This is a genomic window from Blastococcus sp. CT_GayMR20 (assembly GCF_004570345.1).
Map to the genome: position 1 here is coordinate 1 of NZ_SPQM01000018.1, position 25,143 is coordinate 25,143.

At 72.1% G+C, this 25,143-nt stretch carries 25 protein-coding genes; 11 read left to right on the forward strand and 14 right to left on the reverse strand.

Annotation, left to right across the window (positions count from 1 at the left end):
• Positions 1–63 precede the first annotated feature (63 nt).
• Positions 64–1,119 (reverse strand): class II fructose-bisphosphatase, encoded by a 1,056-nt coding sequence (gene glpX, locus E4P40_RS06930; protein ID WP_280790583.1) that lies wholly within the window; start codon positions 1,117–1,119, stop codon positions 64–66.
• Between the two features lie 74 nt (positions 1,120–1,193).
• On the opposite strand from glpX, the gene E4P40_RS06935 reads away from it, so the two are divergent.
• Together E4P40_RS06935 and E4P40_RS06940 are read left to right on the forward strand one after the other, a co-directional pair.
• Complete coding sequence (locus tag E4P40_RS06935; protein ID WP_135158101.1) at positions 1,194–1,817, forward strand: DUF4245 domain-containing protein; 624 nt, start codon at positions 1,194–1,196, stop codon at positions 1,815–1,817.
• Between the two features lie 160 nt (positions 1,818–1,977).
• Positions 1,978–2,307, forward strand: coding sequence for a hypothetical protein (locus tag E4P40_RS06940; RefSeq protein ID WP_135158102.1), 330 nt, complete (start codon positions 1,978–1,980; stop codon positions 2,305–2,307).
• A 21-nt stretch (positions 2,308–2,328) separates the two neighbouring features.
• On the opposite strand, the gene E4P40_RS06945 is transcribed toward E4P40_RS06940, so the two are convergent.
• Genes E4P40_RS06945 through E4P40_RS27955 form a run of 3 tightly spaced genes read right to left on the reverse strand, consistent with a single transcriptional unit; the run spans position 2,329 to position 5,094 of the window.
• Entirely contained in the window at positions 2,329–2,550 is a 222-nt protein-coding gene (locus E4P40_RS06945; protein ID WP_135158103.1) for an exodeoxyribonuclease VII small subunit, read from the reverse strand.
• Positions 2,547–3,782: an exodeoxyribonuclease VII large subunit gene (gene xseA / locus E4P40_RS06950; RefSeq protein WP_135158104.1), complete on the reverse strand. Its 1,236-nt coding sequence runs from the start codon at positions 3,780–3,782 to the stop codon at positions 2,547–2,549. Before xseA ends, E4P40_RS06945 begins: the two co-directional genes overlap by 4 nt.
• 31 nt (positions 3,783–3,813) lie before the next feature.
• Positions 3,814–5,094 (reverse strand): hypothetical protein, encoded by a 1,281-nt coding sequence (locus E4P40_RS27955; protein ID WP_167762135.1) that lies wholly within the window; start codon positions 5,092–5,094, stop codon positions 3,814–3,816.
• Between the two features lie 138 nt (positions 5,095–5,232).
• Between E4P40_RS27955 and E4P40_RS06960 the strand changes: the two genes are divergently transcribed.
• Positions 5,233–6,198, forward strand: a complete 966-nt coding sequence (locus E4P40_RS06960) for a 4-hydroxy-3-methylbut-2-enyl diphosphate reductase (protein ID WP_135158105.1) — start codon at positions 5,233–5,235, stop codon at positions 6,196–6,198.
• 4 nt (positions 6,199–6,202) lie between these two features.
• Here the strand turns inward: E4P40_RS06960 and E4P40_RS06965 are convergent, their stop codons facing one another.
• The 3 genes from E4P40_RS06965 to E4P40_RS06975 form a co-directional block, all read right to left on the reverse strand.
• Positions 6,203–7,294, reverse strand: coding sequence for a DNA recombination protein RmuC (locus E4P40_RS06965; RefSeq protein WP_245160178.1), 1,092 nt, complete (start codon positions 7,292–7,294; stop codon positions 6,203–6,205).
• Between the two features lie 100 nt (positions 7,295–7,394).
• Positions 7,395–7,931, reverse strand: coding sequence for a methylated-DNA--[protein]-cysteine S-methyltransferase (locus E4P40_RS06970; protein ID WP_135158106.1), 537 nt, complete (start codon positions 7,929–7,931; stop codon positions 7,395–7,397).
• On the reverse strand, positions 7,931–9,412 hold the full coding sequence (locus tag E4P40_RS06975; protein WP_135158107.1) for an AlkA N-terminal domain-containing protein: 1,482 nt from the start codon (positions 9,410–9,412) through the stop codon (positions 7,931–7,933). The genes E4P40_RS06970 and E4P40_RS06975 overlap by 1 nt, the downstream gene beginning before the upstream one ends.
• Positions 9,413–9,554: 142 nt before the next feature.
• Here E4P40_RS06975 and E4P40_RS06980 point away from each other — a divergent pair, with 142 nt between their 5' ends.
• The 6 genes from E4P40_RS06980 (at position 9,555) to ychF (ending at position 15,690) form a co-directional block, all read left to right on the forward strand.
• The gene (locus tag E4P40_RS06980; protein WP_135158108.1) at positions 9,555–10,466 is read left to right on the forward strand and encodes an ABC transporter ATP-binding protein; all 912 of its coding nucleotides are present in this window, start codon (positions 9,555–9,557) and stop codon (positions 10,464–10,466) included.
• Positions 10,463–11,299 (forward strand): ABC transporter permease, encoded by an 837-nt coding sequence (locus E4P40_RS06985; protein WP_135158109.1) that lies wholly within the window; start codon positions 10,463–10,465, stop codon positions 11,297–11,299. The genes E4P40_RS06980 and E4P40_RS06985 overlap by 4 nt, the downstream gene beginning before the upstream one ends.
• Positions 11,296–12,543 (forward strand): sensor histidine kinase, encoded by a 1,248-nt coding sequence (locus E4P40_RS06990; protein ID WP_135158110.1) that lies wholly within the window; start codon positions 11,296–11,298, stop codon positions 12,541–12,543. The genes E4P40_RS06985 and E4P40_RS06990 overlap by 4 nt, the downstream gene beginning before the upstream one ends.
• A 76-nt stretch (positions 12,544–12,619) precedes the next feature.
• Positions 12,620–13,258 carry a response regulator transcription factor gene (locus E4P40_RS06995; protein ID WP_135158111.1) on the forward strand — a complete coding sequence of 213 codons (639 nt, stop codon included), beginning with the start codon at positions 12,620–12,622 and terminating at the stop codon, positions 13,256–13,258.
• Between the two features lie 110 nt (positions 13,259–13,368).
• Positions 13,369–14,571: an HNH endonuclease signature motif containing protein gene (locus tag E4P40_RS07000; RefSeq protein ID WP_135158112.1), complete on the forward strand. Its 1,203-nt coding sequence runs from the start codon at positions 13,369–13,371 to the stop codon at positions 14,569–14,571.
• 45 nt (positions 14,572–14,616) lie between these two features.
• Positions 14,617–15,690, forward strand: coding sequence for a redox-regulated ATPase YchF (gene ychF / locus E4P40_RS07005; RefSeq protein WP_135158113.1), 1,074 nt, complete (start codon positions 14,617–14,619; stop codon positions 15,688–15,690).
• Positions 15,691–15,709: 19 nt separating this feature from the next.
• Here the strand turns inward: ychF and E4P40_RS07010 are convergent, their stop codons facing one another.
• The 6 genes from E4P40_RS07010 to E4P40_RS07035 all read right to left on the reverse strand — a co-directional run bounded on the left by E4P40_RS07010 (position 15,710) and on the right by E4P40_RS07035 (position 20,914).
• Complete coding sequence (locus E4P40_RS07010) at positions 15,710–16,864, reverse strand: site-specific integrase (RefSeq protein WP_135158114.1); 1,155 nt, start codon at positions 16,862–16,864, stop codon at positions 15,710–15,712.
• 145 nt (positions 16,865–17,009) lie between these two features.
• Positions 17,010–17,435 carry a PIN domain-containing protein gene (locus E4P40_RS07015; protein ID WP_135158115.1) on the reverse strand — a complete coding sequence of 142 codons (426 nt, stop codon included), beginning with the start codon at positions 17,433–17,435 and terminating at the stop codon, positions 17,010–17,012.
• The gene (locus E4P40_RS07020) at positions 17,432–17,692 is read right to left on the reverse strand and encodes a hypothetical protein (protein ID WP_135158116.1); all 261 of its coding nucleotides are present in this window, start codon (positions 17,690–17,692) and stop codon (positions 17,432–17,434) included. The genes E4P40_RS07015 and E4P40_RS07020 overlap by 4 nt, the downstream gene beginning before the upstream one ends.
• A 391-nt stretch (positions 17,693–18,083) precedes the next feature.
• Positions 18,084–19,529: an aldehyde dehydrogenase family protein gene (locus E4P40_RS07025; RefSeq protein ID WP_245160179.1), complete on the reverse strand. Its 1,446-nt coding sequence runs from the start codon at positions 19,527–19,529 to the stop codon at positions 18,084–18,086.
• Between the two features lie 84 nt (positions 19,530–19,613).
• Positions 19,614–20,489 carry an alpha/beta hydrolase gene (locus tag E4P40_RS07030; RefSeq protein ID WP_092200908.1) on the reverse strand — a complete coding sequence of 292 codons (876 nt, stop codon included), beginning with the start codon at positions 20,487–20,489 and terminating at the stop codon, positions 19,614–19,616.
• 17 nt (positions 20,490–20,506) lie between these two features.
• Positions 20,507–20,914, reverse strand: a complete 408-nt coding sequence (locus tag E4P40_RS07035; protein WP_092200905.1) for a hypothetical protein — start codon at positions 20,912–20,914, stop codon at positions 20,507–20,509.
• A 166-nt stretch (positions 20,915–21,080) separates the two neighbouring features.
• Here E4P40_RS07035 and E4P40_RS07040 point away from each other — a divergent pair, with 166 nt between their 5' ends.
• Positions 21,081–22,049 (forward strand): LysR substrate-binding domain-containing protein, encoded by a 969-nt coding sequence (locus E4P40_RS07040; protein WP_135158117.1) that lies wholly within the window; start codon positions 21,081–21,083, stop codon positions 22,047–22,049.
• A 1,122-nt stretch (positions 22,050–23,171) separates the two neighbouring features.
• On the opposite strand, the gene E4P40_RS07050 is transcribed toward E4P40_RS07040, so the two are convergent.
• Positions 23,172–24,113, reverse strand: a complete 942-nt coding sequence (locus tag E4P40_RS07050; protein ID WP_135158118.1) for a helix-turn-helix domain-containing protein — start codon at positions 24,111–24,113, stop codon at positions 23,172–23,174.
• A 108-nt stretch (positions 24,114–24,221) separates the two neighbouring features.
• Here E4P40_RS07050 and E4P40_RS07055 point away from each other — a divergent pair, with 108 nt between their 5' ends.
• Entirely contained in the window at positions 24,222–24,533 is a 312-nt protein-coding gene (locus E4P40_RS07055) for an antibiotic biosynthesis monooxygenase (protein ID WP_003941073.1), read from the forward strand.
• Positions 24,534–25,143: the final 610 nt, after the last annotated feature.

Genomic DNA, 25,143 nt, shown 5'->3' on the forward strand with positions numbered 1-25,143 from the left:
GCCGACACCCCCGCCGCCGCCGACACCCCCGCCGCCGCCGACACCCCCGCCGCTGCCGCCCCCCTAGCTGTCCTCGTCGTTCCGGTCGAACGGGACGGCGGAGTAGGCGCGCAGCTTCTCCAGCGAGTGCAGGCTCTCGATCGACCGGATCGTCCCCGACCGCGAGCGCATGACCAGCGACTGGGTCGTGCAGCCGCCCGAGCGGTACTGCACGCCGCGCAGCAGCTCGCCGTCGGTGATCCCGGTGGCGACGAAGAAGACGTCACCGCGCACCAGGTCCTCGATGTGCAGCACGCGGTCGAGGTCGTGCCCGGCGTCGATGGCCTTCTGCCGCTCGTCGTCGTCCTTGGGCCAGAGCTTGCCCTGGAGCGCGCCGCCCATGCACTTGAGCGCGCAGGCGGCGATGATCCCCTCGGGAGTCCCACCGATGCCCAGCAACAGGTCGACGCCGGTGCCCTCGCGGGCGGCGGCGATCGCGCCGGCCACGTCGCCGTCGGTGATGAACTTGATGCGCGCGCCGGCCTCCCGGACCTCGTGCACGAGCTGCTCGTGCCGCGGGCGGTCGAGGATGCACACCGTGACGTCGCCGGGGGAGCTCTTCTTGGCCTTGGCGATGCGCTTGATGTTCTCGGCGACCGGGGCGGTGATGTCGACGACGTCCGCGGCGGCCGGGCCGGTCGCCAGCTTCTCCATGTAGAAGACCGCCGACGGGTCGTACATGGCCCCGCGGTCGGCGACCGCCATGACGGCGATCGCGTTGGGCATGCCCTTGGCCATGAGGGTCGTGCCGTCGATCGGGTCGACCGCGACGTCGCACTCCGGGCCCTGGCCGTCACCGACCTGCTCGCCGTTGTAGAGCATCGGCGCCTCGTCCTTCTCCCCCTCCCCGATGACGACGACGCCGTTCATGCTGACCGTGCCGATGAGGGCGCGCATGGCGTCCACGGCCGCCCCGTCACCGCCGTTCTTGTCACCGCGGCCCACCCACCGGCCCGCCGCCATCGCGGCGGCCTCGGTCACCCGGACCAGCTCGAGGGCGAGGTTGCGGTCGGGCGCCGGCCGGTCGGTGCTGAATCCGCGGCTCGTGGCACGGGGGCCTTCGGGGAGTGGCAGCGACACGGGACCTCCAGGGCGGGGCCCGGGACGGGGCCATGGGCGGCGAGGTGAGGGAGCGTGCCTGCGATCCTAGGTCCATGACCGGAGTCGGCCCGACGAGCCAGCGCCCACCCCAGCCCTCCGAGGAGGTGGTGGCTCCGGCCGCGCCGCCGTCCCCGGCGATCGAGCGGGCGAACCGGATGAACGCCGCGAACATGCTGCGGTCGCTGCTGCCGCTCGTGCTGATCTGCCTGGTCATCGTCGGCTGGGCGGCGTGGCGGCAGAGCGGGGACGCCGGCGTGCGCACGGTCGATCCGTCGACCACCGTGCAGCTGGCCGCGGCCCGGGCGGGCTATCCGGTGCCCGCGCCCGAGGGGCTGGCCGACGACTACCTGCCGACCTCGGCGCGGACCGATGCCGGCAATGCCGGCGAGGGCGATCCGGTGACGCTCGAGATCGGGTACCTGACGCCGTCGGAGGAGTTCGCGGGCTTCGTGGTCAGCGACGACCGGCGGGCCGAGCCGCTGGCCGCCATCCTGGACGGGGCGACCGAGGACGGCACGGCCGACATCGACGGGGAGACCTGGACGCGGCTGACGACGGACCGCGACGAGACCGCGCTCTCCCGGGAGGACGACGGGGTGACGGTGGTCGTCTACGGGTCCGCGTCCGACGAGGAACTCGAGGTCGTGGCGGCGGCGGTGGAGACCGTTACCGGCTGATCCGGAGCTGCGCCGATTAGGCGCTCGGGACGACGAATTGTGCTCTATATCACGACCTGATATCGGGTCGGTGCGCCGCGTGTCGACACGCGCTGTCTCGCGGGACTCTTCCGCCCCACCAGTCACGCGAGACACTCGCGCACCCCTCGAAGGAGACCCCATGGCACCTCGTGCGTCCTGCCCCGGCGGCGACCACCGGCCCCCGTCCACCGGCGGTTCGTGTGCCTGCGGGATGGTGACCAGGATCAAGAGCAGCAAGCCGGTACGGACCGTGATCAAGCCCATCGTGCCGCCGGACGTCCGCGACGCCCTCGCCCGCTGCCTCTACGACGGTCCCGGCGACCCGCTGGCCCCCGACGCCACCGACCCCCGCCCCGACGACATGCGCATGTCCGGCATCCTGCGGCGCCGTGCCGACCGGATGATCGCGGCGCTGGCCGCGGCCGGCCTGATGGTCACCGCGGACGGCGAGCTGAGCCGGGCGGCCTGAGCTCCGGGCGGACGACGCCGGTCAGGACCGGTCGGCGTCGTCCGCCGGGGCAGCGGCAGCCAGGCGCTCGCGCGCCCGGTCCAGCCAGTGCTGGCAGAGCGTGGCGAGCTCCTCGCCCCGCTCCCACAGGGCCAGGGACTCCTCCAACGTCAGCCCGCCCGCCTCGAGCCGGCGGACGACGTCGGCGAGCTCCTCACGGGCCTGCTCGTAGGTGGTCGTCGGCTCGGCGTCGGGTGTCGTCACGGTTCGTCATCCTCCCCGCCGCTCCTGCGGTCCACGCGCACCGGCACCCGCCCGCCGGCCACCCGGACGCGCAGCAGCTCGCCGTCGGACACCTCGGCCGGGTCACGGACCAGGGAGCCGTCGGCGCGCTGGACGACGGCGTAGCCACGCTCGAGCGTGGCGGCGGGCGAGAGGGCGGCGACGCGGGCGCGGGCGTGCTCGAGGTCCCTCTCGGCCCCCTCGACGCGGTGCACGAGCGTGCGGCGGGCGCGCGTGCGCAGCGCCATGACGTCGTCCACCCGCCCGTGCAGGATGCGGTCGGGGGAGGCGAGGACCGGCCGGCTGCGGACCGACTCGAGCCAGCGCTCCTGCTGCTCGACGCGGCCGGTGACCACGTGGCGGGCACGGGAGCGCAGGGCCTCGACCAGGCGCCGCTGCTCGCCGATCTCGGGCACGATGCGGTGCGCCGCGTCGGTGGGGGTGGCCGCGCGGACGTCGGCGACGTGGTCGACCAGCGTCGTGTCGGTCTCGTGCCCGACGGCGGTGACGACGGGCGTGCGGGTCGCCGCTATCGCGCGCACCAGCCCCTCGTCGGAGAACGGCAGCAGGTCCTCGACCGAGCCGCCGCCCCGGGCGATCACGATGACCTCGACGTCGGGGTGGGCGTCGAGCCGGCGGAGGCCCTCCATGACGTTGGCCGCCGCCTGCGGACCCTGGACGGCGCAGTTGTGCATCTCGAAGCGGACGGCGGGCCAGCGCCGGCGCGCGGTCACCAGGACGTCGCGCTCGGCGGCGCTGTCGCGGCCGGTGATCACGCCCACGACGGCGGGCGCGAACGGCAGCGGCCGCTTGCGGACGGCGTCGAAGAGCCCCTCGGCCGCCAGCAGCTGACGGATGCGCTCGATGCGGGCGAGCAGCTCACCGAGCCCGACCGCGCGGATCTCGGTGGCGCGCAGGGAGAAGGTGCCGCGCGCGACGTAGTAGTCGGGGCGGGCGCGCACGATCACCCGCGAGCCCTCCGCGAGCTCCAGCCCGGGCCGGTCGGCGACGTCGCGATGGCAGGTGACGTTGACCGACATGTCGGCGGCGGGGTCGCGCAGCGTGAGGAACACCGTGGCCGCACCCCCGCGGCGGGACAGCTGTGCCACCTGACCCTCCACCCACACCTCACCGAGGCGGCCGATCCAGTCAGCGATCTTGCGTGCCACCGTCCGGACCGGCCACGGGGCCTCGGGGGATGAGGGGGAGGTCACGCCTCCGAGCGTGCCATGCGCCGCTGACGCCTCAGGCGCCGCGCGGGGCGAGCGGGCTGGCGGCGACCGCCTGCTCCTCGAGCTTCTCCAGGCGGTTGCGCAGCATCCGCAGATACGGCTCCCGGGCGCGGGTGGCCTCCTCGTAGGTGAGGAGGTCCTGCACCGTGCTCAGCGCGTAACCACGGAGCCGGCCGCGCAGCTGGGCGACCGAGAAGCTGTCGTAGCCGTCGATCGGGGCGGTGCCGGCGGCCTGGGAGCCGGACAGCTCGCTGCCGCCCCCGGGGTCGTCGGTCGGCGCGGCCGAGGCCTCGCCGATCGCGTCGATCGCCGCGCCCTGCGCGATGGCGGCGTCCTCCTCGGCGGTGTCGCTCTCGCCGACGTCGGTCCGGACGCCGGTGGCGGCGGCGACGGGGCTGCCGCCCTCGTCGGTGGCGGTCGCGGGGCCGGCGTCGGTGTCGGTGTCCGTGGCGTCGGTGTCCGTGGCAGCGGGCGCGGCCTTCCTGGCGGCCCGCTTGCCGGGCGCGGCCTTCTTCACGGCCTTCTTCGCAGGCGTCGCCGGGGCCTGGTTCGCGTCGGCGTCGGTGACCTCGGGTGCGGCGATGCCCTCGTCGGTGACCGCGGCGTCGACGGTGGCCACGTCGCCGGCCGGGGTGAGCACGTCGACCGACGTCGAGACGTCGGCGGTCGGCTCCGCGTCCAGGGTGTCGGCCGCGGTGGCCGGCAGATCGTCGGAGGAGAGCAGTGCCGCCTCGAGCTCGGGGGAGTCCGCGTCGCTCACCGAGGGCGCGGTCTCGTCGAGACCCGGCGCCTGGTCGACCAGTTCGTCGATGGCGATCTCGTCGAGGATGTCCGCGGTGCCCGGCGACTCCTCGGCGAGCTGCTCGATCGACTGCCGGCCGTCCTCCACCTGGTCGGCGAGCTCGTCGATGACGGCCGTGACGGCGTCCGCGGGGGGATCGGCGGGGAGGGAGCCGACCTCGGGGTCGACGAGGGTGTCGGCGCTCGTCGGCTCGGCCGAGGCCCGGTCGAAGGCGGAGTCGCGGAAGCCGCCTCCCGCCGGTGTGTCGTCGACGTCGTCGTCGAAGGTCGCGAGACCCGGCTCGTCCTCACCGCGCAGCCCCGTGAAGAGCTCGTCGCCGCGGGCGACGAAACCGGCGTACTGCTGCTGCACCTTCATCGCCTGCTGCATCGCCAGTCCGATGAGGCGGACCGGCAGGCCAGGCAGCGTCTCGGGGAGCTTGCGTGCCTCGTCGACGACGGTGGCGGCCAGCCCGGCGGCGGCGCGGACGACTTCAGGAATCTCTCGGGCCATGACGCACAGCGTGCCCCACAACCAGCAGCCCGACACGCGATGTGTGCAGATCCACCCGGCCATGCCACACGGAAGCGTGGTGTGCGATCACACCGTCGGCAGACGGGCTCCTCCGCGTGACCCGCCTACCATGGAGGCATGGCTGATCAGCGCGGACGCGTCCTCCTGGCCGACCCCCGGGGGTACTGCGCCGGTGTCGACCGCGCGGTGGTCGCCGTCGAGCGGGCGCTGGAGATCCACGGCGCTCCCGTCTACGTCCGCAAGCAGATCGTCCACAACAAGCACGTGGTGGCCACGCTCGAGCGCCGCGGTGCGATCTTCGTGGAGGAGACCGACGAGGTGCCGGAGGGCTCCGTCGTCGTCTTCAGCGCGCACGGCGTCTCGCCGGCCGTGCACGACGAGGCGGCGGCGCGGCAGCTGCGCACGATCGACGCCACGTGCCCGCTGGTCACGAAGGTGCACCAGGAGGCGAAGCGCTTCGCCCGCGACGACTTCGACATCCTGCTGATCGGTCACCGCGGGCACGAGGAGGTCGAGGGCACCGCCGGTGAGGCGCCGTCCCACATCCAGCTCGTCGACGGCGCCGAGGACGTGGCGAACGTCCAGGTGCGCGATCCGGAGAAGGTCGTCTGGTTGTCGCAGACCACGCTGTCGGTGGACGAGACCCTCGCCACGGTCGACCAGCTGAAGAACCGCTTCCCCGGTCTGCAGTCCCCGCCGAGCGACGACATCTGCTACGCCACGCAGAACCGTCAGCAGGCGGTGAAGCAGATGGCCGCCGAATGCGACCTCGTCCTCGTCGTCGGCTCGACCAACTCGTCCAACTCCGTGCGCCTGGTCGAGGTGGCGCTGGAGGCCGGCGCCCGCGACTCGCACCTCGTCGACTTCGCCTCCGAGATCGACCCGGCGTGGCTCGACGGCGTCGGCACCGTCGGCGTCACCAGCGGGGCCTCGGTGCCCGAGATCCTGGTGAGCGAGGTGCTCGACTGGCTGGCCGAACGCGGTTACGCCGACGTCGGGACCGTCAAGGCCGCCGAGGAGCGACTGGTCTTCGCCCTGCCGCACGAGCTCCGTCGCGCCGAGCGCGCCGCGCAGGCCGACTGAGCTCCTAGCCGTCCGTCCCGTTCCGGGTCGCCGGCACGTCGTCGTCCTCGTCGGCATCGTCGGGGAGCGGCGGCTGCGCGGGGCGCAGGCTGCGCACGGTCGCCTCGACAGGTACGGGAGTCGGGACCGGGCTCTCGGCGATGCCGAGGTCGTCGAACCGCCGGGCTGCGGTCAGCACCGAGCTCTCGTAGGAGCCGACCGTCTCGTTGAAGCGCGTCATGGTCGTGCCGAGCGCTGCGCCCAGCCGCGTGAGGTGCCCGGACAACGTGCTGAGCCGGGCGTGCAGCCGGCGACCCACCTCGAGCACCTGGTCGGCGTCGCGGGCCAGCCGCTCCTGCCGCCACGAGTACGCGACGGTCCGCAGCAGGGCCAGCAGGGTGCTGGGCGTCGCGATGACGACGTCCTTGGCGAACCCGTGCTCCAGCAGGCCCGGCTCGGCCTCGAGCGCGGTCATGAGGAAGCCGTCGGACGGGACGAACAGCACGGTGAACGGTGCCGCGGGGCGGAAGGCCGTCGGATAGCGGCGGGCTGCCAGCGCGTCGACGTGGGCCCTCAGCTGCCGGGCGTGCATCGCGACCCGCTGGACGCGCACCGCCTCCTCCGTCGCCTGGACCGCCTCGATGTAGCCGGTGAAGGGCACCTTCGCGTCGACGACGACCTGTCGGCCGTCGGCGAGGGTGACCACGAGGTCGGGGCGCACGCCGGCGCCGGCGTCGTTCGTGCCCGAGGGCTGCTCCACGAAGTCGCAGTGCTCGACCAGACCGGCGACCTCGACGACCCGGCGGAGCTGCACCTCACCCCAGCGCCCCCGCACGTGCGGCGTGCGCAGCGCGGTCACCAGCGCCGCCGTCTCCTGCTTCAGCTGGGTGGACGCGCTGCCGACGGTGCCCATCTGCTCGCGCAGCTCGCCGTGCGCGGTGGCGCGGGCGCGCTCCATGCCGGCCAGCAGCCGGTGCAGGTGGTCGAGCGACTCGTGCACCGGCTCGAGCCCGTCGTCCGGCCGCCGGCGCGCCCCGAGCGCGACGACGCCCAGGGTCACGGCGGTGGCCAGGAGTGCACCGAGGAGGAGACCGGTGAGCAGGGAAGCGGCGTCCATGCTCGGCAGGGTGCCGGACGGGGGTGACAGTTCCCAGGAGAAGGCCCCCTGCGGGGTCCCGCCGCGAGCGTGCGAGGGGTGGGGGGCAGGGGGTCATTGTTCAGTCGGCCACAGGGGCGTGCGCGGCCTCGTGGTCGAGCAGCCAGCGCTTGACCGGCGTCCCCCAGCGGAACCCGCCGAGCCCGCCGTCGGAGCCGAGCACCCGGTGGCAGGGGACGAAGAGTGCGGCCGCGTTGCGGGCGCAGGCATTGGCCGCGGCGCGGACGGCCGCCGGCCGGCCGCAGCGGGCGGCGAACGCCGCGTAGGTGTCCGGACGTCCGGCGGGCACGGTCCGCAGCACCTCCCACGCCTCCTGGAGGAACGGGCCGGAGCGCTGCCGAACCACCACGTCGTCGATCGCGCGGACGTCGCCGGCGAAGAACTTCTCGACCACGTCGAGGACCGGGAGGTCGGCGACGAGCTCGCTCCCGGCCGGCCGCAGCGACCGGTGCACCACGGGCAGCAGGTCGGCCACGTCGTCGGTCCAGCCGCCGGCGATCACGACGTCCCGCCCCTCGGCGTCGGTGTCGACGACGACGGTGAAGGGGCCGGGCGGGGTTGCCACCGTGGCATGGCGGGCGAGCGTGGGAACGGTCATCAGGCACTCCTGGGGAGATCGGGTACGCGGGTGAAGAGGGACGGCACGGCGAGCGCCCACAGGTGCAGGACGGCGTAGGAGCGCCAGGGCCGCCAGCGGGTGGCGGCGTCGGCGTCGCTGCTGCCGAGGACGGCGAGGGACTTGCCGACGGCGAGGTCGCCGGGCAGCCAGACATCGGGATCGGCCATGCCGCGCAGCCCGACGAGTGCCGCGGTCCAGGGTCCGACGCCCGGGACGGCGACCAGCGCGCGACCGGCCTCCACGCGGTCGGCGCCGGGGTCCAGCGCGATGTCCCCGGCGGCCAGCGCCGCGGTCAGCGCGTGCACTGTCCGCCTGCGGGCACCGGTCAGCCCGACCGCCGTCAGGTCCGCCTCGGCGAGTGCGGCGGCGCGCGGGAAGGCGTGCGTGAGGGTGCCCACCGGCTCGGGGAGGGGAGTGCCCGCGGTCAGCAGCCGGGCGGTGAGGGTACGGGCGCCGGCCACCGACACCTGCTGGCCGAGCACCGCGCGCACCGCCAGTTCGTCGGCGTCGGGGGAGGCGGGGACCCGTCGTCCCGGTGCAGTGCGGACGAGCCGGCTGAGCGCGGGGTCGGCGCCGAGGACGTCGTCGACGGCGGCCGGATCGGCGTCCAGGTCGAGCATGCGGCGGCAGCGGGTGACGGCCGCGCCGAGGTCGCGCAGCTCGGCGAGCCGCAGCCGGGCGGTGACCGCCGGTCCGCCGTCCGGAGCGGGGGAGAGCTGGACCACGGCGGGGCCGTGCGGCAGGTCGAGGACCCGGGAGAAGGTCGTCCCGTCCCACTCCTCGAGGCCCGGGACGGCGTGCGCGCCGAGGAACAGCAGCACCTCGGCCGCCTCGTACGGGGCCCGGGCCGCCAGCCGGATCGTCAGCCAGCCGGGCGCTCCTGACGTCGTCCCGGGCGTGGTCCTCCGGAGGCCGCTCGGCGTCGACGCGAAGACCTCGCGGACGGTGTCGTTGAACTGCCGGATGCTGGCGAACCCCGCCGCGAAGGCCACGTCGGCCATCGGCAGGTCGGTGGTCTCGATCAGCAGCCGGGCCGTCTGGGCGCGCTGGGCCCGTGCCAGGGCGAGCGGGCCCACGCCGAGCTCGGCGACCAGCAGCCGGTGCAGCTGCCGTTCGGAGTACCCGAGCCGGGCAGCCAGGCCCGGGACGCCGCAGCGCTCGACCTCGCCGTCCGCGATCAGGCGCATGGCGCGGGCGACGACGTCGGCGCGGACGTCCCACTCGGGCGATCCGGGGACGGCGTCCGGCCGGCACCGGCGGCAGGCCCGGAAGCCGGCGCCCTGGGCAGCGGCGGCGGTCGTGAAGAACGAGACGTTGCGCGCCAGCGGGGTGCGCGCCGGGCACGACGGCCGGCAGTAGATGCCGGTCGTGCGCACCGCGGTGAAGAACCAGCCGTCGAACCGGGCGTCACGGCTTGCCACGGCCCGGTAGCAGCGTTCGTGGTCCAGCGGCCGGCTCATGACGACGAGCATGCCAGTGCGCGCCGACGAGAACTGGCGGTTTTCGGACGCCGCCGTGGGACGCGCCGTCCACCGTTCGGTGGACCGCGGACCAGCGGTTCGACGGTCCCGTGCGAGGGCCTCCGAGCCGGAGGCTTCTCCCATGACGACGACACAGGCCGCGGCCCTCCGGGCCGCGGCGACGGAGACCGAGCCGGCCGTGCGCATGCGCGGGCTGGTCAAGCGCTACGGAGGGCGGGCCGTCGTCGACGGCCTCGACCTCGAGGTGGGCCGGGGCGAGGTGTTCGCCCTCCTGGGGCCCAACGGCGCGGGCAAGACGACGACGATCGAGATCCTCGAGGGAGTCCGGAAGCGGGACGGCGGCGACGTCTCCGTCCTCGGTGCGGACCCGGGCCGGGCCGGCCGGTCGTGGCGGGCGCGCATCGGCGTGGTCAGCCAGGGCGAGGGGGCGGCCCAGGACCTCACCGTCCGGGAGATCCTCGACCACTTCTCGGTCTACTCCGCGACGCCCCGGCCGACCGCGGAGCTGATCGCAGCCGTGGGGCTGGACGAGAAGGCCGGCACGCGGGTCGGCCGGCTCTCCGGCGGCCAGCGACGCCGCCTCGCCGTCGCGCTCGGCGTGCAGGGCCGCCCGGAGCTCGTCTTCCTCGACGAGCCGACCACCGGCATGGACCCGGTCGCCCGGCGGCAGTTCTGGGAGCTCATCCGCGGGCTCCGCGCCGACGGCACGACCGTGCTGCTGACGACCCACTACCTCGACGAGGCGGCCGAGCTGGCCGACCGGGTGGGCGTGGTCGCCGACGGGCGGCTCGTCGAGGTGGCGCCGCCGGATGAGCTCGGTGCCGAGCTGCGCCGGACGGCCACGGTCCGCTGGATGGAGGACGGCGCTCCGCGGACGGTGCGCACCGAGGCGCCGGCGGCCGTGCTGCGCGACCTGCTCGCCGTCGCCGGGGACGTGCCCGGTCTCACCGTCACCCGCCCGACCCTCGAGGACGTCTACCTCTCACTCGTCGGCGCCCCGTCCACCACCGCCACCCAGGGAGACCTCCGATGACCGCCGTCCTGACCTCCGCCGCAGCCACCCGTCCCGCTCCGCCGTCGGCCGCCCGCATCGGGCTCGCCCGGGTGGGGCTGGAGCTGAAGCTGTTCTTCCGGGAGCGGCAGCAGGTGGTGTTCTCCTTCGCCTATCCCGTGATCATGCTGGTCATCTTCGCGGCGGTCCTGGGCGGCGACGAACGTCCCGGTGACGTCCCGTTCACGCACTACTTCCTCGCGGGGATCGCGGCGACCGGAATCATGCTGACCAGCTTCCAGGCGGTCGGGACGTCCATCGCGAGCGAGCGCGAGAACGGGCAGCTGGAACGGCTGCAGCTGCTGGGTACGCCGCCGGTGGCCTACTTCGTGGGCAAGGCCGGGCAGGTCCTGGTGACCACGGCGGCACAGCTGGCGCTGCTGCTGCCGCTGGCGCACTTCGCCTACGACGTCCCGATGCCTGCCGATCCGCAGCACTGGCTGACCTTCGGGTGGGTGGCGGTGCTCGGCGCTCTGGCCGGCACGGTCCTCGGCGTCGCGGTGTCGGCGCTGCGGGGCAGTGCCGCCTCGGTCACCACCGGCATCTCCGCCTTCGCCATCGTGCTGCAGTTCTTCTCCGGGGTCTTCTTCGGCTTCCTCGAGCTGCCGGGCTGGATGCAGCAGGTTGCGGCGCTCTTCCCGCTCAAGTGGCTGACGCAGGGCATGCGGTCGGCGTTCCTGCCCGAGGAGGCCGGTGCGTTCGAGGTGGCCGGCAGCTGGGAGCACGGCCGGACCGCGCTCGTGCTCGCCGCATGGGTGATCATCGGTGCCGTGGTGTGCGTGCGCACGTTCCGCTGGCGCCGGGGCGAGGGATGACCTCGAGCCCGGAGCCGCGGTCCGCCGTCGTCGCCCTTCCCGCGGGGGACGGCGGCGGTGCGCCGCTGTCCGAGCGCGCCCGACGGATCTCCGTGTTCGCCCTCCACGCGGCCTTCGTGCTGATGGTCGGCGTGGCGATCGTCGTCGTGGCCGTGGGCGACATGGACGGACGTGGCACGCTGCTGGCAGCACTGGGGGTCTGGGCGCTGGCCTACGTCGGATTCGGCCCCCTCGGGCTCACCGACTGGCGCCGGGAGTCCGCGACCGCCTACCTCGCTGTGCTGGTGGCGGTCGTTGCGGTGATCGCCTGGCAGGAGCCCTCGCTGCTGTTCCTGATGTTCCTGGCCTACCCGCAGGTCTGGTTCTTCGTCGAGAAGGTGCGCGTCGGGGCGCTCTGGACGCTGGCACTCGCTGTGGCGGCCGCGGCCGGGCCGGCAATCGCCTGGAGCCGCGGCGACGAGCCGCTCTGGGGTCCCGGGCAGACGCTGGTGGGCATGGTCTTCAGCCTCGCGATGGGGCTGTGGATCTTCCGGGTGCTGGACGAGAGTGCCGAGCGGGCGGCCCTCATCCGCGAGCTGGAGCGCACGCGTGCCGAGCTCGCGGAGCTGCACCACGCGCAGGGGATGGCGGCCGAGCGCGAGCGACTGGCCCGGGAGGTGCACGACACGCTCGCGCAGGGCTACACGAGCATCGTCGTCCTGGCGCAGACCGCGGCCGCGGGTCTGCCACCGGGCGCCGACGGCGTGGCCGAGCGGCTGGCGCTGATCGAGGAGGTCGCCCGCGAGAACCTCGGCGAGGCGCGGGCGATGGTCGCGGCGTTCTCTCCCCTGGCGCTGGACTCGGCCACGCTGGTCGAGGCGCTGGAGCGGCTGGTCGAGCGGTTCGGCCGGGAGACCGGCCTCGCGACGCGCCTGGACACGTCGGCGCTGGGGGACGGCGGAGCGGAGCTGAGCCGCACCGAGGAGGTCGTGCTGCTGCGGGGGGCGCAGGAGGCGCTGGCCAATGTCCGCCGGCACGCATCTGCGACGGCGGTGGTGCTGCGGGTCAGCCGGGTGGGAGCGGGGGAGTCTGCGCAGGTGTCGGTGCACGTGGAGGACGACGGAGTGGGCTTCGACCCCGAGGACGCGCCCGGTGTCGGGCTCGCGGGGCTGCGGCACCGCGCCGAGGAGGTCGGCGGCACGGTGGACGTCGTCTCGGCGCCGGGGCAGGGGACGCGTGTGACGGTGCGGGTGCCCGCCCGGTGAACGCGAGAACGACGGTCGAACGAGCATCGCAGCGAGCGTCAGCGAGCGAGGAGCGGAACGAGATCGGAGTCGAACCATGAGCACGGTCCGGGTGCTGGTGGTGGACGACCACCCGGTGGTGCGCGGCGGAGTCGTCGGGTGGCTGGCGGCGCAGCCGGACATCGACGTGGTGGCCGAGGCGTCCGACGGGCTGGAGGCGATCGCCGCGGTGGCCGAGCACGCGCCGGACGTCGTCCTCATGGACCTGCGCATGCCCCGCATGGACGGCGTCGCGGCAACCGGGCGCATCGCGGCGGCCCACCCCGCCGTCCGGGTGCTGGTGCTGACCACGTACGACACCGACGCCGACATCGTGCGGGCCGTGGAAGCCGGCGCCACCGGCTATCTGCTCAAGGACACCCCGCTGGCACAGCTCGCCGACGCGGTGCGGGCAGCCGCACGGGGCGAAACGGTGCTGGCCCCGCCGGTGGCCGCCCGGCTGGTGTCGCGCATGCGGACGCCGGCCGTGGAGGCGCCGACCGCGCGCGAGCTGGAGGTGCTCGCCGGGGTGGCGCGCGGCCTGACCAACGCCGACATCGGCCGGGAGCTGTTCATCGGCGAGGCGACGGTCAAGACGCACCTCCTCCGTGTCTTCGCCAAGCTCGGGGTCGACGACCGCACCCGCGCCGTGATGCTGGCTGTCGAGCGCGGCCTCCTACCACCTCCCGGGGCCTGACGGGCCGGTCGCCGGAGTCTGTGGACAGGGCCCTGACCTGGGGATTCGTGTGGTGGAGTGCCACCCCCAGCGATAGACTTCGAACACAGGATCGAACGGCTGGGGGTGTCATGCGGGATCTGCTGCAGACACTCCTGGACGCCAGAGATCTCGACGACCTGGTCACCGCCGATCAGGTGCTGGACCGGACGGCGCTGCTGGTGGCGGTGCGCAACGCGGCCGACGCCGAGCTGACGCGCACCGTCCGGCGCGCGGAGTGCATGCAGGCTCCCGAGCGGGACGGGCAGGCGTCGATGCGGTCCTGGCTCCGGGGCCACGTGCGCCTGTCGGCCCGGGAGGCCGCCCGGATCGTCCACAACGGCCGGGCACTGGAGCAACTGCCCGCCGTGGCGGCCGCGTTCGCTGCGGGGGCCGTCAGCGCCGACCAGGTCGCGGTGATCGCCCCGGTCGCGGCGGTGGAGGTGCAGGCCGAGGCGGTCGGGCAGGGCGTGGACCTGACCGAGGTGGACGCGACGCTGGCCGAGGTCGCCGCCACCCAGGTGCACGCCGCGCTGGGCGCGGTGGTGCAGCGCTTCCTCGATCTGCTCGACCCCGACGGCAAGGAGCCCGACCCCACGGACGAGCGGCGGCTGTCGATCGCCCGGCATCCCGACGGCAGCCGGACCTTCCGGGGTGAGCTCGACGCGGTCGGTGGGGAGAAGTTCGAGACCTGGCTGGAATCGCTGGTGCAGGCGAACCGGCCCGCCGGTGACACGCGCAGCCGCCCCCAGCAGCTGGCCGACGCACTGGTGCAGGGCGTGGACAACGCGCTGGCAGCAGGGCAGGTGCCGATCCTGCGCACGGTCAAGCCGCACGTGTTCGTCCGGATCGACCTCGACGACCTGGTCGATCCCGCTGTCGGCCGGGCCGCCGGCCACACCTGGTTCGGGGCTCAGATCTCCGCCGCCCGGGCCCGCATGCTGGCCTGCGACGGCAGCATCACCCGTGTCGTCTTCGGCCCGGACGGGCACACCCTCGACCTCGGCCGCACCCACCGGGTCGTGCCGCCCCCTCTGCGCAAGGCCGTGGAGCTGCGCGACGAGCACTGCGTGTTCACCGGCTGCGACGCCCCCTCCTGCTGGTGCGACGTGCACCATCTCCTGCACTGGGTCGAGGGCGGCGAGACCTCCCTGGCGAACTCAGCCCTGCTGTGCGAACGCCATCACACCAAGGTCCACCACGGCTTCCGCATCGAGCGGCAACCCGACGGTCGATGGCGCACCTACCGCCCCGACGGCACCGAGATCGTCCTAGGACAGCCGCTACCCGTCTAGTCGCGTGTCCGGACGGCCCGCGCGAAGCCCGTACCCTGGACTCCCGTGAGTCTCACCATCGGGATCGTCGGCCTGCCCAACGTCGGCAAGTCGACCCTCTTCAACGCCCTGACCAAGAACGACGTCCTCGCGGCGAACTACCCGTTCGCCACCATCGAGCCCAACGTCGGTGTGGTGGGCGTGCCCGACCCGCGGCTGGAGAAGCTCGCCGAGGTGTTCGGCTCGCAGAAGATCATCCCGGCGACGGTGTCGTTCGTGGACATCGCCGGCATCGTGCGCGGCGCCAGCGAGGGTGCGGGCCTGGGCAACAAGTTCCTCGCCAACATCCGCGAGAGCGACGCGATCTGCCAGGTGATCCGGGTCTTCACCGACCCCGACGTCGTCCACGTCGACGGCAAGGTCAGCCCGGCCGACGACATCGAGACGATCAACACCGAGCTCCTCCTGGCCGACCTGCAGACGCTGGAGAAGGCGATCCCGCGGCTCGAGAAGGAGATGCGCAAGGACAAGGAGCGCGCGGGGCTGCACATGGCCGCGGTCGAGGCGCAGAGGATCCTCAACGAGGGCCGGACGCTGTTCGCCGCCGGCGTGGACCCCGCACCGCTGCGCGAGCTGGGCCTGATGACGACCAAGCCCTTCCTCTACGTGTTCAACGTCGACGAGGAGGAGCTCGGCAACGAGGAGCTGATCGCCGAGCTGCGGGGCCTCGTCGCGCCGGCCGAGGCGATCCTCATGGACGCGAAGATCGAGTCGGAGCTCGCCGAGCTGCCCGCCGAGGAGGCCGCCGAGCTCCTGGCCGGCATCGGCCAGGACGAGCCCGGCCTGGACCAGCTCGCCCGCGTGGGGTTCGCCACCCTCGGCCTGCAGACCTACCTGACGGCCGGGCCCAAGGAGGCGCGCGCCTGGACGATCCCGGTCGGCGCCACCGCGCCCCAGGCCGCCGGTGTCATCCACACCGACTTCCAGCGTGGCTTCATCAAGGCCGAGATCGTGTCCTACGACCAGCTCATGGAGGCCGGGTCGATGGCCGAGGCGAAGGCCAGGGGCTGGGTGCGCATCGAGGGCAAGGAGTACGTCATGCAGGACGGCGACGTCGTGGAGTTCCGCTTCAACGTGTAGATCGGCATAAGACCGCAGGTCAGCGGCTTGTCGATCCCTCCCAATCCACACTCAGTCCACAAGAATCTGCGAGCAAGGCCTGCGCGGCGGTCCGTGTGCGGTCCTCGGCGCTCGGCCACAGGTGGCTGTACGTGTTCAGCGTCGTGGTGGCGGAGGCGTGCCCGAGGGCCCGCTGCACGGTGACGACGTCGCAGCCGGCCGCGATCAGGCCCGAGGCGTAGAAGTGCCGGAGGTCGTGCAGTCGAAGCCCCGCGATGCCGGCGGCCGCGGTGCTGGTGCGCCAGCGGTAGCCGACAGTGTTCTGGTGCGGGGGCTGTCCCGCTTCTCCGGTGAAGAGCCATCCACCACCCGGGCAGAACGCGGCGACATGCGCCGCCAGGATGTCGACAAGCCCTGGGGCGAGGAAGACGACCCGCTCGCTTCCGTACTTGGGCGGCCGCAACTCGACCCGGCCCGCGCCGCCTCGCTGCACCTGGCGGGTGACTGTGAGCGTGCGCCGCAGGAAGTCGATGTCCTCGACCTGGACGGCGGCGGCCTCGCCGAGCCGCAGGCCGGCGAACGCGCAGAGCGCGACGAACGGGCGGAAGGCGTCGTCGGCGGCCTGGAGGACGCCGCCGACCTGGGCCGCGGTGGGCAGGGTCATCGCGGCTGCCGCCCGGCGGCGCCGGGGGAGCGCGACGCCGACGCTCGGATCACTAGCCATCAGCTTGTCGGCGACGGCGCCGCGGAGGACGGCGCGCACGTTGTTCATCCGCGTGTGGACGGTGCCGGGGGCAAGGCCCCGGTTGACCATTGCCTTGACCCAGCCCTCGACGTGCGAGCGGCGCAGCGATCTCAGCGGGACGTCGGGGAACGGCACCGAACCGGCCGCGAGGTTCATCGCGAGGACCGTCCCCGGTGCCCACACCTGCCGGCGGGACCAGTCCGCGTAGAACTCGGCGAACGTAGTGCGCCCGGCGCCCGGGTCGACGTACGTTCCGCGCGCGATGTGCGCTGTCTGGTCATCCAGCCAGCGCTGGGCGTCGCGTTTGAGCGCGAAGGCCTTCATGATCTGGCGGCCCGACGGGTCCCGGAACTGCGGGCGGTAGCGCAGCCCCTTGCCGTCCAGCTCCGTGGGCACCAGGCGGCCGGTGGCCGGGTCCCTGCGACGCCATCGGTCCTGGATGCTCGCCATGGCTCCGCCTTTCAATCCGCATGGACCTCGCCGGACACCGACGCGGCCGAACGTAGTCCGGGGGCCTGACACTGTGTCGTGCTCGGGCCCCGACGCCGTCCCCGCAGTTCGACCGCGCGCTGCGCCCGGCCCGGCGGGCATCCGGTCAGCTTGACGTGACCTCGGGAAGCAGCGTGAAGGTCGCGACGTGGGCGGGGCGGACGACCGTGAAATGGCGCTGGTCGAAGGTGGCGACCCGATCGATGCGCAGGCGCTCGGCGATAGCGACGAGCGAGGCGTCGGTCCCGCCGAGACGGAGGTCCGCGTACCGCTCAACCAGGTCGGCCATGCGTGCGACGTCGGCAGTGGTCAGCTCTGCGAGTTGCAGCCCGCCGGGCCTGATGTCGCGGAGAAACCGGACCTCGGCGCCCGGGCCACCCCACTCGTTGAGGAGGTAGCAGACCTCTGCCAGCACGGTGGGGGGAACGAGCAGCGGCTCGTCGAGGGTCTCGAGCAATCGCGCCGCGGCGTCGTGGTTGGTGTCGGCGGTCCGGGCAGCGGCGACGAGGACGTTCGTGTCGACGAGGATCACTCGCGGCCGAAGCCTCGCTGCAGGTACTCGTCGGCGCGGGTGGACAGGTCCGCCGGACCACCGTGCACCGAACCGATGAAGTCGAGCTTTGCGCGGGTGGGCTGGGCAGCGTCTTCGCCGCTTGGCTGCCCCGGCTCCTCATCCGCGCGCACTACATGCAGGCGCTGGCCGGGCCGCACGCCGTGACGGCGCAACTCGGCGAGCAGCTCGGCTGCATCCTCGGGGACCGTCAGGTCCCAGCCGTCGGCGGAACTCATGAGCACAGGGTATCGGGATTCTCGGACCACGAGCCATGATCGCTGAAGCCGCTCCCTCCGCGTGAGTATGCCGGCTGGGGCGGGTCGCCGGAAGGGCGCTGCGCGGCCCTCCGGGCTGGGCCTTCGGCCCACCCTTCCCCCGACCCACCCCAGCCGGCCAGGAAGCGGTTAGCGGGAGCTGGCTGGGAAGTGACCAACCGTCGCACCCCGGCAGTTCCGTTTGGGGATCCTCAGCGGGATAAAAACGACGCGCGGCTGGTCGAGCGGAGACGCGCCCGCCACATGGTTGCGACGAACTTACGCACCGGTTGTCCCGCGGCCGACAGAGTGAACGATTAAATCGGCAGTCCTCACGTGGGCACCCGGTCTGCTGCGGGTCTGGCGAGTGCCCTCAGAGGTCGATGCCGGTGAGGACCAGGGTACGGTCGTAGGTGAGGTCTTCCATCGCGTAGCGGACGCCTTCGCGTCCGATGCCGGAGCCCTTCGTTCCGCCGTAGGGCATCTGGTCGGCGCGGTAGCTGGGGACATCGCCCACGATGACGCCTCCGACCTCGAGGTCGCGGTGTGCGCGGAATGCGGTGGTGATGTCGTGGGTGAAGACCCCCACCTGCAGTCCGAAATCGGAGTCATTGACGGCGGCGAGCGCCTCGTCGAGGCCGTCGACGGCTCGTAGGGACAGCACGGGGGCGAAGACCTCGTCGCGGTCGACGCGCGCTCCGGGGGGCACGTCGACCAGCACGGTCGGCTCAAGGCGGGCGTAGTCGCGTCTGCCGCCGGTGAGGACGTGCGCGCCGGCGTCGACGGCTTCGGTGATCCAGGAGTGCGCGCGCTGGGCGGCGCGTTCGTCGATCATCGGGCCCAGGGTGGTCTCTTCCCGCTCTGGGTCACCGAGCACCTGCGCTTGGACTTCGGCGACGACGAGGTCGCGCAGTTGGTCGAACACGCTGCGGTCGGCGATGACCCGTTGCACGGAGATGCAGGACTGGCCGGCTTGGCCGACGCCGAACGTGGCAATCCGCTGGGCAGCGCGCTGCAGGTCGGCGAGGCTGTTCCAGTCGGCGCACACGACGACGGCGGCGTTGCCGCCGAGTTCGAGGGTAACGTGCTTACGGGGTACGAGGTCGCGGATCCCCCAGCCGACTGGCCCGGAGCCGGTGAAGGACACGACCGGTAGTCGCGGGTCGGTAACCAGAGGGTTCATGCGTTCGTTGGGCACGGTGAGAATCGACCAGGACCCGGCGGGGAGGTCTGTCTCGGCGAGTAGGCCACCCAAGAAAAGGGCTGACAGTGGTGTGGCGGGGGCGGGCTTAAGCACGATGGGTGCGCCCACGGCCAGGGCGGGGGCGACCTTGTGGGCGACCAGGTTCAGCGGGAAGTTGAACGGGGTGATGCCCAGGACGGGTCCGCGGCTCACGCGCCGGTTGAGCGCTATGCGGCCTTCTCCCGACGGGTCGGTGTCCAGGCGCTGCAGGTCACCGACCCAGCGGCGGGCCTCCTCCCCGGCCAGGCGGAACGTCGCTGCGGCTCGATCGACCTCGGCCCGGGCCCAGCGGACCGGCTTGCCGCCTTCGGCGACGATCACCGCGGCCAGATCCTCGCGGGACTCCGTCAGGCGTCGCGACACGTGGGCCAGGGCGTCGGCACGGCGGTGGGCGGGCAGGCCCGCGAACTCCGGTGCCACGTGGTGCGCGGCGGACACCGCGGCCTCGACGTGCTCGGGGTCGGCGACGGTCACATGCCCGGCGGGGTCACCGCCGTCGGGGCGGGTGACCGGCTGGGTCTGCGAGCCCCACACCTGGGCGCCGGCGACGCGGATGGGGGTCGTCTCGAGCTGCACTCCGGGTCCTCTCGGTGAGCTGCTGGGCATGGCGATGCCGCAGGGTGGTCGACCCGGTCGGGCCGACCACCCTGCGGCGCGCGGTCAGGCGTTGGCGGCCTTCTTCTCCCGCTTCTCCTGCAGTAGTTCCAGCGCCTGGATCAGGTAGGTGCGGAACACCGGGTGGTTCTCACTCATCGGAAAGTGCCCGATCGCGGGCATGTAGATGAAGGACCCGTTGGTGATGGCGTTGGCGGTGCGCTCGCTGTCCTCGGGGGTGGTGAGGTAGTCGTACTCGCCGGTCATCATCACGACCGGGCATTTCTCGCCGTCGATGTCCCCGAGCTTGCCGCGCAGGTCGTGGTCGACGGAGTAGAAGTGCAGGTCACCCTTGAAGGCCTCGGAGCCCTGGGTGTAGTAGAACCAGGTCTTCCACCGGTCGGCCTCGGGAGACTGCGGGGCCATCAGGTCCCAGGTGCCGCTGGCGCAGACCTGGGCGGCGTTGGCGTGCGGGTGCTGCCACCAGTCCAGGTAGAAGCCCGGGGAGTAGTCGGCGCCCTCGACGCTCAGGACACCGGCGAACCGGTCGGGCCGGCGCAGGGCCAGCTGCAGGGCGACGTTCCCGCCGAACGAGGACCCCATGAAGATCGGGTCCTCCAGCTCGAGGGCGTCGGCGAGGGCGATGATGAAGTTGGAGTAGTGCTCGGCGGAGAGCTGGTACTCCTCCTTCCACCACTCGGTGTTCTCCGGCGGGTCGGACTTGCCGTGGCGGGGCAGGTCGTAGGCGATGACCCGGTAGTTGGCGGTGATCTCCTCGTCCTCCAGCAGCCCGCGCCACTGGTGGTTGTGGCAGCCGGCGGTGTGCTGGCACAGGATCGGCTGACCGGTCCCGTTCTCCAAGTAGAAGACCTTGTACTGCAGGCCGTCGACGTCGACGGTCACGTAGTGGCCGGTGACGGGTGAGATCTTGCTGTTGCTCATGGGGGTTATTCCCTTCCTCAGACCGGGGAGCCGACGACGCGCAGGAGCTCGACCTGGCGGGTGATGCAGCGCAGGTTCTGCATGAGGATCAGGAGGTCGCCCTCGAGCTTCATGTCTCGCTGGAAGCTGGCCGCCCAGATGCCGTGGAACATGGCAGCGGGGGTCTCCTCACCGAACCCGCGCCAGGTCTCAGCGGAGGCCCGGATGGCGAACTGGTAGGCGACGTCCAGGGGGCCCGGGTCAACGGTGACGTGGGTGACCTTGCCGGACTCGACCTGGATGACGTAGGTCCGCTCGGTGGCGTCCAGGAGGTAGGAGCAGGTGAAGTACTTGCCGTGCGCCTGGATCTCGGGGTCGGTGTTGCTGGCGTCGGTGAAGGCCGTGGCCCATGCTTCGGCCGACGGGGCGCGGGTGGGCGCACTCATCGTTGAGTCCTCTCTGAGGGAACGGGGATGACCGGCCACCGGGCGAGCCCTGTGGCGGCTGTCACCATCAGACGGCGGCGCCGGCCGCACGTCCAATACCTGCTCCCTACGGACCGATAGGCACGCTCTATTGGTGTCCGCGCAGCTCACAGCCTAACTTGGTGTGGTGCCGGACACGCCTGAACTGCGCTCACTCCGGTACTTCGTCGCCGTGGCGGAGGAACTTCACTTCGGCCGCGCCGCCGCCCGGCTGCACATCTCCCAACCCTCGCTGAGCGTTCAGATTCGCAAGCTCGAGCACTCCCTGGGTGTGCGGTTGTTCGAGCGCACCAGCCGGCACGTCGAACTCACCGTCGTAGGCACGGTGCTGTTGGAGGAAGCGCACCGCCTGCTCACCGGTGCCGACCGGCTGGTCGCCGCGACCCGGGAGGCCTCGCGAGGAGTGCACGGCACGCTCGTCGTCGGGTTCCAGGGCAATGCCGCCGCCGAGCTGACCCCCAAGATCCTCACCGCCTTCCAGACCCGGCATCCCCGGGTGCAAGTCGAGATGCGCTCTCACGACTTCGCCGACCCCTACGTCGGCCTGGCCACCGGTAGCGTCGACGTCGCCTTCGTCCGCCCACCACTGCTGGTGCACGACTGGCTGAGCATCGAGACGCTCTTCGTCGAGCCCCGCCTGCTGGTCACCTCGACCGACTTCCCGCTGGCCAGCCGTCGCCGGATCAGCGTGGAGGAAGTCCTCGACAAAGCCTTCGTCGCGCGACGCGCCCCCGAGTACTGGCGGGACTTCTGGCTGGCCACCGACACCCGCGGCCCGCACACAGTCAAGCTCGGCGCCGAGGTCGGCAGCGTCGACGAGTGCTTCGAAGCCATCCTCTCCGGCCGCGGTGTCGCGTTCACCCAGGCGTCGACGCAGCGCTTCTACGACCGCCCCGGCCTCACGTTCATCCCGGTCGAGGGGCTGCCGCCCTCGTCGCTGGCGATCGCCTGGCGCAACGACATGGACGCCCCACCCGTGAACGACTTCGTCGAGACCGCGCGCATGCTCGCCGCCCTCGACCTCGTCCCCGGTGCGCTGACTCCCCCCCAACCCACGGCTGCCGCGCCACTGGCGCTGGCCGTCGTGGGTCAGTAGAACCGCCGCGCCCGCCGCCGACGCCCGCGCGGCCTACGGCGCCGGCACCGGGGCAGCGCTACCTGTCTTCTTCGACCATTCAGCGGGGCGGCCGTGCCGCGAGCTGCGCGTTCATCGTCTGCACGAGGTCGACCCAGCCGGGGTTGATGGCGGACAGCTACTCGAGCTCGACGCCGCACTCCCATCGGGCCAGGCCCATCTGGTGGCGGGCGTATACGGGGTCTAGGCCAAGCCCGGCGACACCCGCTCCCTTGAACATCGCCTCGCCCACAGGGACGACATCCCCGAGACCGCCGTCCGCCACCGCTTCTGCCGCACCCTCGGTGGCCTGGCCGCCGCTGCCTCACGCCTTCCAAGAAGTCCTCAACACAGCCGGGGCCTAGCGACGCGTCGCTGTCGCGTCGGAAGTTATCACCGGCCTCATGCGCGTGCCGGACGGATTAGCCGCGCAGCGGTCAGGAAGGCTGGGACTTGGTAGAGAAGAGACCCCATGGCGATAACCGGCCCACGAGTGGAAGCCTCCGCCACAGCAGCCCGTTGGCGAGGCGGTCCTTCGGCTCAAGGTTGTGGTGCCCGTGCGCCACGGCCGGCGGCGGCTCCGGGACGGCCAGGCGGCGGACGGTGAACACCGCCTGGGCAATCGCCGCAGCCAGCAACGCGTCCCTCGCTCAGCGCGTTTCCGCAAATCAATCATTCAACGGTTACCAACGCTTCTGACCAAGCAAACTGGCTCTTCCCAGATGAGGGTGTAGGTCGGCCGGGCGCGTCGGTCCGCAGATAGACGTCGAGGTCTCCCGACGATGGAGGTTCCTACGCCATCCATCCGAAAGACCTCGACGTGACCGACGCTACCCCGCCGGCCGGCTTCGGCCGCCCTGACCTGAGCGCCTTCGCGTCTCATCCCAATCGACCCTGATCGAGTCTGCTGACCCCCTCGACGAGAACGCAGCGACATCACAGCCACCCAACCCCGACCGTCCGGGAAGCCGGGACACGTCACATGGCCTGTGCTGCGGGCGTGTCGAGTGGGTCGTCCAGGGGCGACGCAGGAGCGTCGACGCGACGTGCTGAGAGGTGGTTCCAGTCGAGCACTAGGACACCGGCTACAGGCATGGCGATAGGTCAGGAACGGCGTCGCTCCCTGCGCAGGAGGGAGCGCAGAGTCTCGGCGTTCGCGTAGCCGACCCGTAGCGCGATCTCGGCGGAGGTGAGGTCCGTGGTTGCTGAGAGGTGCCGAGCTCGTTCGATGCGAAGCCGTTGGACGAAGCCGAGCGGAGTGAGGTTGAGCGCCGCACGGACTCGTCGTTCGAGGGTGCGCCGGCTGGTGCCGAGCGACTGCGCGACGAAGGCGACGTTGAACGGTTCGTCCAGGCGGGCGCGCACGAAGCGTTCGAACTCGACGACGATCGGGTCCTCGTGCCGGAGATGTTCGTAGGCGACGAAGGCCGCCTGCGACGGACGCTCGTCGATGATGAGGAGCTTGGCGACATGTTGGGCCAGGTCGGGGCTGATCGATCGCACGAGTGAGAGCGCGAGGTCGATGTGGGCGAACGCGGCGCCGGCGGTGACGAGGTTCCCGTCGACCACGACCATGGTGTCGAGATCGAGGGCGACGGTCGGATAGCGCTTCAGGAACTCCGGCCCCAGGAACCAGCTGGTCGTCGCCCGCCGATGATGCATCCGTCCGGTCTCGGCGACAGCGAACACGCCGGTGCACGCCGCGGCGATCCGGGTGGTCGCGTCGTCGAGGCGCCCGAGCGAGGCGATGACCGAACGAGCATCTCGGCTCTGGAGGGCGTCGTTGGTAGCGGTGGCCGTGAGGGTTCCAAGCGCAGGGACGACGACCACGTCGAACTCTGCGGACTCCGACAGCGGGTGGTCCACCGACAGGGTCATCGATGCCGTCGTGGTCACTCTCCGTTTCGGTCCGAGGATGGCGAGTTCGATCGGGTCGATCCGCGGGTCGACATCGCCGCGGGCTCCGTCGGCCACCCGCACGATGTCGATGACCGACGCGACAGCCGAACCGAAGCAGCCGTCGATCGCGATCAGTCCGATACGCATGGCGCGAACAATAGCAATACTGCCGTATACGCCACTTCTCACATGCCCTTGCTCGTCATACGCTGAACTCGCTTCACCAAGAAACCTCGACACCTAGGAGAACCCCTCATGTCCACACCCGCATCACTTCCGTATGCCTTCGTCGCCAAGATCGTCGCGGCCGATGGACAGCACGACGCGCTCGCCGATCTGCTCGCCGGCGCTGTCGCGCTCGCCAACGAAGAAGTAGGAACGATTGTCTGGTTCGCGGTCAGGACCCACGCCGACACCTTCTGGATCTTCGATGCATTCCCCGACGAGGCCGCTCGCGACGCCCACGCCAACGGCGCCATCGTCGCAGCCCTGATGGCCAACCAGCACCTCCTCGGCGCAGCACCCGAGATCCTGGCGGCCGACGTCCTCGCGTCCAAGCTCCCGTAGTCCGCCAACGCACGAGACGATCGCGCCCCGCCGAGCCGTCGCCAGGTCGCGACGCAACGCCACGCTGCGTTGCCGAGCGGTGCGAGGCCTATCGGCACACGGACAGGATGCCGGCCGCGAGCGCTCAGCCGGCGAGGGGTCCGTCGCAGAGGAGAGCGACGTCGGTGTCGGGCAGAGCCGTGAGGCCAGCGCATCGCGCGACCACCAGAACCGAACCGCCCCTGCCCTGCGTTTCCGCAGGTCAGGGGCTGTTCGCCGGAGCCGCCTGTCGGAATCGAACCGACGACCTAATCACGTCGGCTTTGCGTCTATCGCTTGATGCGCCCACTGGGCGAACGAGCCGCTGACCTGCGCAAACGCCGAGCGTGGGGGACGCCGCCATCCGGTGGTGACCGACGACGACCGACCAGTACCGACCGTTTCACCGGAGCTTTCGGCGGCGTCGAAGCCGAGCAAGCTCCATTCCTTTAGCTCACCGCGCCCTCCTCCTCGCCGGTCCCGTCGTCGTCGAAGACGTTTCAGGGGTCTTCTCAGATGACGGTGTAGGTCGGCCGGGCGCGTCGGTCCGCAGATAGACGTCGAGGTCTCCCGACGACGGAGGTTCCTACGC

What these genes read in the sequence shown, in the direction of transcription:
- E4P40_RS07030 (WP_092200908.1), bottom strand. Translation starts at nt 20,489, where the DNA reads ATGAGCAACAGCAAGATCTCACCCGTCACCGGCCACTACGTGACCGTC.
- E4P40_RS06940 (WP_135158102.1), top strand. Translation starts at nt 1,978, where the DNA reads ATGGCACCTCGTGCGTCCTGCCCCGGCGGCGACCACCGGCCCCCGTCC.
- E4P40_RS07000 (WP_135158112.1), top strand. Translation starts at nt 13,369, where the DNA reads ATGCGGGATCTGCTGCAGACACTCCTGGACGCCAGAGATCTCGACGAC.
- E4P40_RS06960 (WP_135158105.1), top strand. Translation starts at nt 5,233, where the DNA reads ATGGCTGATCAGCGCGGACGCGTCCTCCTGGCCGACCCCCGGGGGTAC.
- E4P40_RS06970 (WP_135158106.1), bottom strand. Translation starts at nt 7,931, where the DNA reads ATGACCGTTCCCACGCTCGCCCGCCATGCCACGGTGGCAACCCCGCCC.
- E4P40_RS07050 (WP_135158118.1), bottom strand. Translation starts at nt 24,113, where the DNA reads ATGCGTATCGGACTGATCGCGATCGACGGCTGCTTCGGTTCGGCTGTC.
- E4P40_RS06995 (WP_135158111.1), top strand. Translation starts at nt 12,620, where the DNA reads ATGAGCACGGTCCGGGTGCTGGTGGTGGACGACCACCCGGTGGTGCGC.
- E4P40_RS06965 (WP_245160178.1), bottom strand. Translation starts at nt 7,294, where the DNA reads ATGGACGCCGCTTCCCTGCTCACCGGTCTCCTCCTCGGTGCACTCCTG.
- E4P40_RS06975 (WP_135158107.1), bottom strand. Translation starts at nt 9,412, where the DNA reads ATGAGCCGGCCGCTGGACCACGAACGCTGCTACCGGGCCGTGGCAAGC.
- E4P40_RS06985 (WP_135158109.1), top strand. Translation starts at nt 10,463, where the DNA reads ATGACCGCCGTCCTGACCTCCGCCGCAGCCACCCGTCCCGCTCCGCCG.
- E4P40_RS07055 (WP_003941073.1), top strand. Translation starts at nt 24,222, where the DNA reads ATGTCCACACCCGCATCACTTCCGTATGCCTTCGTCGCCAAGATCGTC.
- E4P40_RS06980 (WP_135158108.1), top strand. Translation starts at nt 9,555, where the DNA reads ATGACGACGACACAGGCCGCGGCCCTCCGGGCCGCGGCGACGGAGACC.
- E4P40_RS27955 (WP_167762135.1), bottom strand. Translation starts at nt 5,094, where the DNA reads ATGGCCCGAGAGATTCCTGAAGTCGTCCGCGCCGCCGCCGGGCTGGCC.
- E4P40_RS07035 (WP_092200905.1), bottom strand. Translation starts at nt 20,914, where the DNA reads ATGAGTGCGCCCACCCGCGCCCCGTCGGCCGAAGCATGGGCCACGGCC.
- E4P40_RS06935 (WP_135158101.1), top strand. Translation starts at nt 1,194, where the DNA reads ATGACCGGAGTCGGCCCGACGAGCCAGCGCCCACCCCAGCCCTCCGAG.
- E4P40_RS06990 (WP_135158110.1), top strand. Translation starts at nt 11,296, where the DNA reads ATGACCTCGAGCCCGGAGCCGCGGTCCGCCGTCGTCGCCCTTCCCGCG.
- E4P40_RS07020 (WP_135158116.1), bottom strand. Translation starts at nt 17,692, where the DNA reads ATGAGTTCCGCCGACGGCTGGGACCTGACGGTCCCCGAGGATGCAGCC.
- E4P40_RS07010 (WP_135158114.1), bottom strand. Translation starts at nt 16,864, where the DNA reads ATGGCGAGCATCCAGGACCGATGGCGTCGCAGGGACCCGGCCACCGGC.